We start from the raw sequence: 11,511 nt of genomic DNA on the forward strand, positions 1-11,511 counted from the left end.
TCATCCTCCTTGGCAGGGCTGGATGATCTCCAGCTCACTGTCGGGAGGAACAGCAGTCGCATCCCACTGCGAGGCGGGTACCACCGCTCCGTTGAGAGCGACGGCGAACCACGTCCCCTCCATGCCCTCGGTGGTGAGGGTCTGGCGCAGCGTGATGCCAGGCTGCCAGGTTCGTGCGTCCCCGTTCAATCGATAAGTGTGTGTCATGACAGGTCTCCTTGAGAGAGGGCGTGGACAACGCGGTCGCCGACGATCTCGGCGGTCAGCGGGGCAAGTAGGAACCCGTGCCGGTAGTGCCCGGTCGCAACGGTGAGTCCCGGACGAGGCGAACTGCCCAGCAGCGGACGGTTGTCCGTCATCGCGGGACGCAGGCCGACCCTATGAGCGACGATCGCGGCGTCGCGAAGTTCGGGTACGACGGTGGTCGCTGCCACCAGCAGGTCGTGGGCTGCGCGCACGGTCGGATTGGTGTCGGCACCGACCTGCTCGGAGGTCGCCCCAACGGTGAGGTGATGATCGTCGTGGGGTACGAGATAGACCGGCACCCGGTCGACACGAGTGCGGATCATGGCATGGACCGCGGGCGCGGCGACCTCCAGATCGATCAGTTCGCCCTTGACCGGTCGAATGCCGTCGTGGCCACTCAGGTCGGTGGGAAGCACTCCTGGCGCTGCTGCGGTGCCACTTCGCCACCCCGCCGAGAGCACGACGTGGTCTGCGAACACTGTCCCAGCGGCAACGTCGATACCTACCACGCGCTCGCCGGTGACCCGAAGTCGGCCGACGCCCTCGACCAGCTCGGCGCCAGCCTTTCGAAGTGCGGACCGCAGGGCGTTCAGGGCCCGATTGCGTTCGACGCAAAGGTCATTCGGCAACCAAGCGGCGCCACGAACTGTGGTCGCGATACCGGGTTCGCGACGACGCAACTCGGATCGGTCGAGCAGTTCCGCCGCCACACCGGCGTCTGCCAGCAAGCGCAATCGGCGGTCCAAGCGAATTTCTTCGTCCTGGTCCATCGCGACGAGCAGAGTGCCGGTTCGGCGCAGTTGGAGTGGTGCGCCACCACACCGTGCCAGCGCGGCAGCGAACTCCGGCCATCGACGCTGTGAGAGAGATGTCAACTCCCACAGGTCGGGCTCGCCGTGTTCGAGTTCGGCCGCCGCAGAGATCATTCCGGCCGCGACAGGGGAACTGCGGCCGGGTAGTTCGGCGTCGACGAGTACGACCTCCAGCCCGCGACCGACCAATGACCAGGCAACGCTGAGGCCCACGATGCCGCCGCCGAGGACAGCGACGCGGGTCACAGCAGGACGTGACGGGTCCGCAGGGACAGCAGATGGAGTGCAGTCATAACTTCTCCTTGCGCCGGCATGATCCGGATCAAGTCTGGTGACGGTCGGGGCGGTGTCAGCCCCCTCTCAGCCCGGTACCCCGGACTCCCGCGAAGGACGGTGGTGACCGTAGCACGACATCAGGTGGCCGTGCCCGGATCACCGGTCGGTGTCGGCGAAATGCCGAGGCCCCGGGGACCGTAGGGGTCGACACGACATGGCGGTCGTGAGATGTCGTCCCGTGATGAACGGCCGCATACGGGCAGTGAACGGTGGGGCGTGGAGGGCAGGCGGTCAAGCATGGTCGTAGGACACGTGGAGGTTTAGCGTCATACGTTCATCACAAAATCGGTCTGCAAGAATGCACTTCGGATACTGTTGGTAGACATGGGATTTCGCTTCTGGCGATCCCGTTCTGACCCATCCGGAACAAATGCCGCGCCGGGACTTGGTCCCGGTACCCTGAGCCAACCACGACACAAGGATGAGATCTACATGTGGATCCGCGTGCTGGGATCGGCGGCCGGAGGCGGCTACCCCCAATGGAACTGCACGTGTCCTCCGTGTCGAGCGGAGCGCAGCGGTGGGCGGCCGTGCGTCTCGCGCACGCAATCATCGATCGCGGTGAGCGCTGATCGAGAAAGCTGGTTCCTGTTCAACGCGTCACCGGACATCCAGGCGCAGATCGAGTGCTTCCCCGCTCTGCATCCTGACGACGGAAGGATCGTGCCTCTGCAGGCGGTGTTCCTCACCGACGCGGAACTCGACCACACCCTGGGACTGCTCCTGATGCGAGAGGGCCGAGGACTCGAAGTGCACGCGACGGAATCGGTGTACGAAACGCTCAGCAACGGCACCGGCATCCTGCGGACGCTCGAGGCATATTGCCCGGTCACCCGACGATCGGTGACGCCGGGCGCCCGAACCGAGTTGGGGACGGGGCTGTCGTACGTGGCGTTCGACGTGCCCACCAACAAGAAGATGCGGTTCAGCGGCGCGGACGAGTACGGCAGGGTCGTGGGCTACCGGATCAGCGACACAACGTCCGGTCGGAGCCTCGTCTACCTACCCTGTGTCCAGCAACTCACCGACGAGATTCTCGACGAATTGGCCGGCAGCTCTGTGCTGCTGGTCGACGGGAGCTTCTGGCGGGACGACGAGATGGCCAGCCTCGGCCTGGCCGACAAGACCGCTCGTGACATGGGGCACGTGCCGATCGACGGGCCGGACGGGAGCCTCGAGCTGCTGCGTTCGTTGCCGATCAACCGCAAGATCTACATCCACATCAACAACACGAACCCGATCCTGCTCGACGACTCACCGGAGCGGTGTCACCTCGACCGGCGCGGTATGGAAGTTGCCGTGGATGGGTTGGAGATTGAGATCTGAGCAGCCAGAACGCCGACGGATTCGCCGACGCGGAAGGCCGCAGCTGCGCGCGCCAGTCCGGTGATCTGTTCCCAGTCCTGCTGCACGACGGCATCCTGGGGGGTGAGCCAGGTACCACCGACACAGCCGACGTTGGGCATCGCGAGCCAGCCGGCTGCCGTCCGCGGACTGACTCCACCGGTCGGGCAGAAACGCAGTTGGGGGCACGGCCCCGCCACGGCTGACAGGTACTCCCGACCACCGCTGGCTTCGGCCGGGAAGAACTTCTGCACGGTGAGACCCGCCTCGGCCAGGGCGAGCATCTCGGTGAGGGTGCTGGCTCCCGGAAGCAGCGGCAGGCCGCTGTCGATCGCGGATTCGAGCAACCGTGGCGGTGAGCCAGGGGTGACGAGGAATTGCGCTCCGGCATCCACGACCTGTCGCACCTGTGCGGGGCCGAGAACGGTACCTGCGCCCACGACGATGCCAGGGACTTGCGACGCGACCCGCTCGATCGCGGCGAGTGCGGCACTGGAGCGCAGAGTGATCTCGATGATCGGTATGCCGCCCTGCACCAGTGCTTCCGCGAGCGGCACCGCGTGGGCTACATCGTCGATGACCACGACGGGGATGACCGGCGCGATGTCGAGGACGTCAGACGGGGTCGAGATCGTCGGTCTGGTGGCTCCCGTTCGGTTGACACTCATCGCGACTCCTCCACAACCGGCCCGCCGGACACGATTGCCGCAGACCTGGGCTCCTGACTTGGCGGGCCGAATACGTGCGCGCCCTCGTCGGCGCGGCCGACCGCAGCCCTGAACATGGCGAACAATTCGCGTCCCATACCCACGGCGTCCTCAGTGACCCGCGGCTCGGACGGCCGATCTGCAAACTCGCCGCCATCGACGAGGACGTCGATCCGACCACTTCGCGAGTCGACGCGGACCAGGTCACCGTCGTGGATCCTCGAGATCGGGCCACCGTGCACGGACTCGGGTGTGACATGGATGGCCGCCGGGATTGAACCTGATGCACCGCTCATTCGGCCGTCGGTCACCAGCGCCACCGCGTGTCCTCGCTTCTGCATGGCCGCGAGCGACGGTGTGAGGGCATGCAGTTCAGGCATGCCGTTGGCAGACGGTCCTTGTTCGCGCAGGACGACCACGACGTCGCGGTCGAGTTCGCGACGGGAGAAGGCGCGCAAGAACGCCACCTGATCGGTGAACACGCGCGCTGGCGCTTCGACGACTCTGTGTTCGTCGCGGAGCGACGAAGTCTTGATGACTGCTCGACCGAGCGTCCCCTCCAGGACACGCAACCCGCCATCGGGTGCGAACGGACGGTCTGCCGGGCGGAGGACTGAGAGGTCGCTCGACGCGGTGCTCGGGACGAAGTCGACTCCGCCATCGGCTCCGAGGACCGGGCGTCGCGAATATTGCCGCAGTCCTGGACCGGCGAGGGTGAGGACATCCTCGTGCAGCAGGCCCGCGTCGAGCAGGGTGCCGACGAGGAACGGCGTGCCACCTGCGGCATGGAAGTGGTTGACGTCGGCCGGACCATTGGGATAGATCCGCGCCACCAGCGGCACCACGCCGGACAACAGGTCGAAGTCCTCCCAGCGCAGGTCGACGCCGGCGGCGGCGGCAATAGAGACGAGGTGCATCGTGTGATTGGTCGATCCGCCGGTCGCGAGCAGGGCAACGACACCGTTGACGATCGATCGCTCGTCGACGACGTGCCCTATGCCGTACGGACGCTCACTCGCCGCGATGTCCACCACTCGTCGCGTGGTCGCGGCCGTGACGGCATCACGTAGCGGGTCCTCGGGGTGGATGAAGGCCGCTCCGGGCAGATGCAGACCCATGACGTCCATGAGCATCTGGTTGGAGTTCGCAGTGCCGTAGAAGGTGCAGGTTCCCGGGGAGTGGTATGACGCGACCTCACTTGCCAGCAGCGCGTCACGGTTGATCTCACCAGCGGCATACGCTCTGCGCGTCTCGGCCTTCTCCGCGTTGGAGCGTCCGCTCGCCATCGGCCCGGCCGGTATGAGTGCAGCGGGCAGGTGACCGAACGCCAGCGCGCCGGTGACCAGACCGGGCACGATCTTGTCGCAGACGCCGAGGAGTAGCGCGGCGTCGAAAACATCATGTGACAACGCGATCGCCGTCGACATCGCGATGACGTCACGGCTGAAGAGGCTGAGCTCCATGCCGTCGCGACCCTGCGTGATGCCGTCGCACATCGCCGGCACACCGCCCGCGACGCGCGCCACTGCACCGGCCGACCGTGCCGCTGACTTGATGTGTGCCGGATAGTGCTCGAACGGTGCGTGTGCGGACAGCATGTCGTTGTAGGCGGTGACAATGCCGACGCTCATGCCCTCGTCTGCGGACAGCGTGTCCCGATCGCTGCCCGCGCACGGTGCGACCACGTGAGCCAGGTTGGAGCAGCCGAGGTCGACGCGTGCGGGGCGCAGGCTGAGCTGAGCAGCGGATCGGTCGACCCGTTGCAGGTATGCCTTGCGACCTGCTCGACTGCGGTCGGTCAGCTGCCGGGTGACCTCGGCGACGACTGAGTTGAGGGCGGTTGACATTTGGGGACTCCTGGGCACTCGGGGTAGTGCAGCGGGCGGCGCTGACCGCCACCGATGGGTTCCCGCCTCAGTCTTCGGCAATCACGCTGCGGGCGGCACTGGCCAACAGGCCAGCCAAGACCGGTCTTGCTACCGGGTGTCCAAACTCACTCGTGGCGACATTGTGAATGCCCAACGGACCGCAAAGAGCTGAGGAGCGATCATGACTGTCACCGAGAAGGAAGCCATCGGCACGAGTTTCAGCGCTGGACGACGCATCGTGCTCGCTGAGAACGAGCGTTTGCTGAATTCTGTTCAGCCCGATCAGTGGGACCGCGCTGGAGACCTGATCACGAGTGCACGGGCCGTCTTCGTGATCGGCAACGGTCGCAGTGGCTTGGCCATCCAGATGGCTGCCATGCGGCTGATGCATCTCGGCCTGCAGGTGCACGTCGCAGGCGAGGTCACGGCGCCGGCCGTGGGTGCGGGGGATGTGCTGATCGCGGTTTCGGGATCGGGCACGACCGGTTCGGTGGTGGGGGCTGCTGACGTCGCGAAGAAGGTCGGCGCATCGGTCTTGGCGATCACGACGGCACCCGACTCACCACTCGCTCAGCGTGCCGATGAGGTGCTCGTGCTGCCGGCGGCCGACAAGCAGGACCACAGTGCCTCGATCACCAGTCAGTACGCGGGCAGCCTCTTCGAACAATCGGTGCTGCTGGCGTCGGACGCGCTCTTCCAGGCCCTGTGGAGCAACGAAGACCAGACGGCCGAGCGCTTGTGGGAACGGCACGCCAACATCGGTTGAGTCCTCGACGAAGCCCTGATCCCCGCGCGACGGCTCGTCGAGTTCTTCGAGGCTCGATGCCGGCCTCGGCGCGTGGGCGCGGCCGGGGGGCCACTGCAGCAACCGACCTTTCCTTGAGAGGCAGCCTGATGACTGACACCCTTGACCCGACGGTCTTGTCCGTCGAAACCGACCGACTCGCGGTGAGCACCCTTCGGTTCCTCGCTGCGGACATGGTCGAAGCGGCGAATTCGGGGCACCCGGGTATGCCGATGGGCGCCGCGCCCATGGCATGGACGTTGTGGAGTCGGCACCTGCGGCATGATCCGGCCGACCCGGAGTGGCCGGACCGCGACCGGTTCGTGCTGTCGGCCGGTCACGGCTCGGCCCTCCTGTATGGGCTCCTGCACACCTTCGGTTACCACCTGCCCGTCACCGAGCTACACAATTTCCGGCAGCTGGGGTCACGGACTCCCGGGCACCCGGAGTACGGCGACACCCCGGGCGTCGAGTCGACCACGGGACCGCTGGGCCAAGGACTGGCCATGTCGGTGGGTATGGCGCTGGCGGAGCGCATGATGAACGCGCGCTACCCCGAGCTGACGGACCATTACACCTACGCCATCGTCGGCGACGGTTGTCTGATGGAGGGCGTCAGCCACGAAGCGGCATCGTTCGCCGGCCATCACCAGCTCGGCCGGTTGGTGGTGTTGTGGGACGACAACGACATCACCATCGACGGCAACGTCGACCGCGCATCCAGCGACGACCAGCTCGCTCGGTTCGCGGCATACGGCTGGCACACCGAGCAGGTGCTCGACGGTAATGACATAGCTGCGATCGACGCGGCGATCACCAGGGCGAAGGCGGATACGCGGCCCAGCTTCATCGCAGTTCGCACCGTCATCGGAGCGGGCGCCCCCGGAGTCGAAGGCACCCCCAAGGCACACGGGTCCCCACTGGGCGAGGCGGTTCTGGCGGAGACCAAGGCTCTGGCGGGGTGGGACCACCCTCCGTTCACCGTGCCGGCGTCCGTCCGAGAGGTGGCCGCGCAGTGGACCCAGGCCGGAGAGCACGCGCATGCGGTGTGGCGTGAGCAGGTCGCAGCGCTGAAGAAGGCCGCGCCGGAGCGTGCTGCGGAGTTCGACCGCGTCCGGAACGGAGCGCTTCCCGCCGGTCTCTCGCGTGCTCTCCGCGAGGTCGTCGGAGACACCCCACGGGCCACGAGGCAGTCCTCTCAGGCCTGCCTCGACGCCGCGCGCCGGGTGATGCCGGAGTTGGTGGGAGGCTCGGCCGACCTGTCCGGGTCGACCGGCACCGTGTGTGGCGACCTGGTGAGCAGGAACGACTTCTCGGCGGGCGCGATCGCGTTCGGTATTCGCGAGTTCGGCATGGCAGCCATCATGAACGGCATCAGCCTGCACGGCGGCTTCCGCGTCTTCGGCAGCACCTTCCTGGTCTTCGCCGACTACTTGCGGCCGGCGTTGCGCTTGTCGGCGCTGATGCGACAGCCCGTCATCTACGTCCTCACCCATGACTCGATAGCGGTCGGAGAGGACGGACCGACACACCAACCCGTCGAACATGTCGAGTCGCTGCGGCTGATCCCTGGTCTGCAGGTGCTCCGGCCGGCGAACGACGCCGAGACCGCGGAAGCATGGCGGCTGGCACTGGAATGCACCGACGGCCCGACCGCGCTGATCCTGTCCCGACAGGCGTTGCCCCAGGACACGCCCGCCAAATTCGACGGGCAGCTCCCGGTGACGATCGAGATCGTCGCGACCGGGTCCGAGGTCGCGCTGGCGGTGGACGTCGCCGAGGCGCTGCGTGCCGACGGCATCGGCGTGCGCGTGGTGTCACCGCTCGACCGGACGCGGTACGTTCCGGACCCCTCGGCGACCATCGTGAGCATCGAGGCCGGCAGCACGTCCGTCTGGGACGGCATCGCCGACGTCGCCATCGGTATCGACACGTTCGGCGCCAGTGGCCCGGGCGGGGCTGTTCTCGCGCACTTCGGGTTCACGGTCGAGGCGGTGGCTTCCCGTATTCGCGAGCATCTCGCTGGAGCGATCACGTACTGACCGCAGCGAGATTCTTATTGCATCTGGGTCGAGTACCTCACCTACCCGAACATCTGGTCCACAGCTCCAGTGGTCCATGACATCGGTGGAGTGGCGGACGAATGAGCACACTGAAGGCGGTTCCTGAATGACGATCACCTATCAACGAGACCGGCTGGCCCCGCGCATGGGCGCGCGGGAGGAGGTCTACGGAGCTTGGGAACGCTTCGTCAAGGGCGAGAACGATATCCGCGGCATCCGACCGGAGATCGCGATCTCGTGGCAGCGTTCGCGTGACCAATACGGGGTCGATCCTTTCCTTCCGGAAGCACCGACCGCGGTCTCCCAAGTGGTGCACTCGTTCGATCAGGATGTGGCTTTCACCGAACTCGGCTTCCGGGCTGCCGCGATGGCACACGAGATCTCAAAGGTCGGTGGCATCGTGGTCGTTGCCGATGCTGGGGGGCGGGTCCTTGCGGCGTGGGGAGACAAGGAGACTCGCGCCGTCGCAACCGAGGGCGGACTCGCACCGTGGTACTGCTGGTCCGAAGGTGCCATGGGGACGAACGGCATGGGGACTGCGCTGGCGGCGCGGCACGCGGTGATGATCAGGCAGTCGGAGCACTGGTGTCAGTCATTCCACGACTGGTCCTGCGGCGGCGTCGCGATCAGGGACGTGGTCACCAAAGAGCCGATAGCGGTCTTGAACATCTCCTGCTGGCGTCATGAGCTGCCACATACTGCTCGGGCCTGGCTGGACAAGGTCGCCGCGCACACACAACACAGCTTGCGGGGGCGCGCCCACAACAGTGGAGCGCAACTGCTGGCTGCCTACACGAATGCACGAGGCCGTACCAAGGAGCCGCTCGTTGCGGTCGACACCGCAGGTGCGGTGGTGATCGCCGACGATGCGGCCAGTGTGATCCTCGGGGTGCCCGCCAACATGCCCGCAACCGACGCTGCAGTGCGTTGGACGCCCCAGCTTCCGTCTTTCCTGCATGCGGCGCGTTACGCAACAAAGCAGGCGGAGTCCGCTCCCGACTGGAGCGGCACGACGCACATCCAAACAACCCTGTCGGACGAGCGATCGTCGATCGGGATCGAGCCCGTCTTCGCGCATGGCAGCTTGATCGGACATCTGATCGCCTTCGGCGCATTCGCGGGGGAGCAGTTTCAGCAACAGGCCGAAGAGGGCGGTGTCTTGCGTAGCGAAGCCCGTCGGGTCGTTGCGCTCCGCGAAGAGAACAGGATGGTCCTGTTCGCTGCCTCCGAGGTCTCTGTCGCGGTGGCGGACAGCACCGGAGTCTGGTTGGTCTCGGATGACGGGCGACTTCGATCTGCTCAGTCAACCCTGGACGGTCTGGAGAATGACCTTTCAGACACCGGAAGCTTCCTGCGCGTGCATCGCCAGTATCTCGTCAACCTCAGCCGTGTTCGAGAGGTCGAGCGCGGAGAAAAAGGCGAACTCATTGTCGTGATGTCAGATCCGGATCGGACCGTCGTGCCGGTGTCACGTCGAAACGCCCGGGCGGTGCGCCGTGCGCTGCGCATCTGAAGCACAGTGCCGACCGGTGCCCGGAACGCTGGGGGCACCGTCAGAAGTCGACGTATGGACCGGCACGACTGGTGAACGACTGGTGAACGGCCATCGAATGCCGGTGAGCGGTCCGTCCCAAGTACTGAACGGTCGTTGCCGACGGGTAACCCGAACGGCGACGGTCCCGCGTAGGCTGTGACCCAGCACACACGGCTGCGACGATACGCGCTTTCAAGGTGCGGCGAGCACCTTGGAGCAGTGGCCGACCGAGACCCGGTCGACTGGACCCGACTGGACCGTGCTGGCCCGCCGACCGCGGCTGGGCACGGAGGTGCAGCGCGCCATACGAACCAGGACCGGCGCGGCATGCCGCAGAGTGACCGAGCCCCGGCACCACGGCAACCATCGAGCCGAGCAGACCGAAAGAGGACTCTGATGACCGAGGTGCACCGACGAGCAGAAGAGACCGGCCTCGTGAGCGGGGCCTCGGTCAAGGACGCCTGGGAGCGCTTCGTCCAGGGTGAGGACGACGTTCGAGGAGTACGTCCGGAGATCGCCATCTCATGGCACCGGTCCCGGGACCAGTACCGCGTCGACCCTCACCTGTCCGAGGCGCCGGTAGCTGTCGCGGAGCTCGCGCATCCGCTCGAGCACGACGTGGTCTTTGCCGAGCTCGGTTTCTGCTCAGCGTCGATGGCGCACGAAGTCGCCAAGGTCGGCGGCGTGGTCGTCATCGCCGACGCTGCGGGCAGGGTGCTGTCGGAGTGGGGTGACAAAGCCACGCTGTCCGCGGCGCACGGGGCCGGCCTGGCTCCGTGGTTCTGCTGGTCGGAGAGCGCCGTCGGCACCAACGGCATGGGCACCGCGCTCGGCACCTACAACCCGGTGGTGATCCGGCGTGAAGAACACTGGGCCCAGGCGTTCCATGACTGGAATTGCGCTGGTGTCGCTGTGCGCGATGTAGTGAGCAGGGAGCCGATCGCGGTCCTGAACATCTCGTGCTGGCGCAGCGAACTGCCTGCCGCCGTACGTTCCTGGCTCTACAACGCCGCCACTCACACCGACCGCACACTGCGGACGCGTGCCCGCGACGGAGGGGCCGAACTCCTTGCGGCATACCAGCAGGCAAGGGCCCGGTCGCTCGATCCCCTCGTCGCCGTCGACACCTCGGGCAAGGTCGTGCTGGCCGACGAGGTGGCAAGTGTGCTGCTCGGTGTGCCGAGCAATACGCCGGCGATCGATCCCGCGGTGCGCTGGATTCCGCAGCTGCCGGAATTCATGCACGCTGCCCGGTTCGCGAGCAAGCAGGCGCGCTACGACCCGAACTGGTCCGGGTCGACGCAGATCTTCACCCATCTCACCGCCGACGAACCCGCGCCGATCGGGATCCGCCCGGTGTTCCTCTACGGCAACCTGGTCGGTCACCTGATCTCCTTCTGCGCTTCGGACGGCGAACAACTGCCGCAGGCGGACGCGAGTAGCGCGCTTTCCACGGCCCGTACCCGAACGGGATCGGACAGGGTCGTCGGTGTCCGTGACAATCGCACCGTGCTGGTCCGGAATCCGGAGATATTGCTGGCCGAAGCAGCCGACAGTGACGTGTGGCTGTCGACGGACCAGGGCAGGCTTCGGTCGGCGGCCGCCGGACTGGACAAACTCGACAACGAACTCGCCGGAGCGGGGTTCCTTCGCGTGCATCGCAGGTATGTCGTCAACCTCAATCGGGTCCGGGAGATCGAGCGCCGCGACAAGGGCGAACTCATCCTCGTCATGGACGATCCGGACGGCACGACGGTGCCGGTGTCGCGACGGAATGCCAGTGCCGTGCGTCGTGCGCTGGGGATCTGACCGGTCGA

Annotated in this window: 9 protein-coding genes and 1 riboswitch; of the genes, 5 read left to right on the plus strand and 4 right to left on the minus strand. The window is 66.4% G+C overall.

Annotation, left to right across the window (positions count from 1 at the left end):
- Together thiS and thiO are read right to left on the minus strand one after the other, a co-directional pair.
- Positions 1-207: a sulfur carrier protein ThiS gene (gene thiS, locus IEX71_RS13515; RefSeq protein WP_188837564.1), complete on the minus strand. Its 207-nt coding sequence runs from the start codon at positions 205-207 to the stop codon at positions 1-3.
- Complete coding sequence (thiO, locus tag IEX71_RS13520) at positions 204-1,304, minus strand: glycine oxidase ThiO (RefSeq protein ID WP_188837565.1); 1,101 nt, start codon at positions 1,302-1,304, stop codon at positions 204-206. The genes thiS and thiO overlap by 4 nt, the downstream gene beginning before the upstream one ends.
- Before the next feature lie 36 nt (positions 1,305-1,340).
- A riboswitch (TPP riboswitch) is annotated at positions 1,341-1,453 on the minus strand.
- A gap of 373 nt (positions 1,454-1,826) precedes the next feature.
- On the opposite strand from thiO, the gene pqqB reads away from it, so the two are divergent.
- Positions 1,827-2,720, plus strand: coding sequence for a pyrroloquinoline quinone biosynthesis protein PqqB (gene pqqB / locus IEX71_RS13525; RefSeq protein WP_188837566.1), 894 nt, complete (start codon positions 1,827-1,829; stop codon positions 2,718-2,720).
- Here pqqB and eda read toward each other — a convergent pair.
- Together eda and edd are read right to left on the minus strand one after the other, a co-directional pair.
- On the minus strand, positions 2,663-3,406 hold the full coding sequence (gene eda / locus IEX71_RS13530; protein WP_188837567.1) for a bifunctional 4-hydroxy-2-oxoglutarate aldolase/2-dehydro-3-deoxy-phosphogluconate aldolase: 744 nt from the start codon (positions 3,404-3,406) through the stop codon (positions 2,663-2,665). The two genes, pqqB and eda, sit on opposite strands and share 58 nt — an antisense overlap.
- On the minus strand, positions 3,403-5,292 hold the full coding sequence (gene edd / locus IEX71_RS13535; protein ID WP_188837568.1) for a phosphogluconate dehydratase: 1,890 nt from the start codon (positions 5,290-5,292) through the stop codon (positions 3,403-3,405). Before edd ends, eda begins: the two co-directional genes overlap by 4 nt.
- Before the next feature lie 202 nt (positions 5,293-5,494).
- Here edd and hxlB point away from each other — a divergent pair, with 202 nt between their 5' ends.
- From hxlB to IEX71_RS13555, 4 genes are all read left to right on the plus strand, one after another.
- The gene (hxlB, locus tag IEX71_RS13540) at positions 5,495-6,079 is read left to right on the plus strand and encodes a 6-phospho-3-hexuloisomerase (protein ID WP_188837569.1); all 585 of its coding nucleotides are present in this window, start codon (positions 5,495-5,497) and stop codon (positions 6,077-6,079) included.
- A gap of 128 nt (positions 6,080-6,207) precedes the next feature.
- Entirely contained in the window at positions 6,208-8,139 is a 1,932-nt protein-coding gene (gene tkt / locus IEX71_RS13545) for a transketolase (protein WP_188837570.1), read from the plus strand.
- Between the two features lie 127 nt (positions 8,140-8,266).
- Positions 8,267-9,673, plus strand: a complete 1,407-nt coding sequence (locus IEX71_RS13550) for a DNA-binding protein (RefSeq protein WP_229749718.1) — start codon at positions 8,267-8,269, stop codon at positions 9,671-9,673.
- A 417-nt stretch (positions 9,674-10,090) separates the two neighbouring features.
- The gene (locus IEX71_RS13555) at positions 10,091-11,503 is read left to right on the plus strand and encodes a DNA-binding protein (RefSeq protein ID WP_188837571.1); all 1,413 of its coding nucleotides are present in this window, start codon (positions 10,091-10,093) and stop codon (positions 11,501-11,503) included.
- Positions 11,504-11,511: the final 8 nt, after the last annotated feature.

Origin of the sequence: Flexivirga endophytica, assembly GCF_014640635.1 — a bacterium.
Lineage (GTDB): Bacteria > Actinomycetota > Actinomycetes > Actinomycetales > Dermatophilaceae > Flexivirga > Flexivirga endophytica.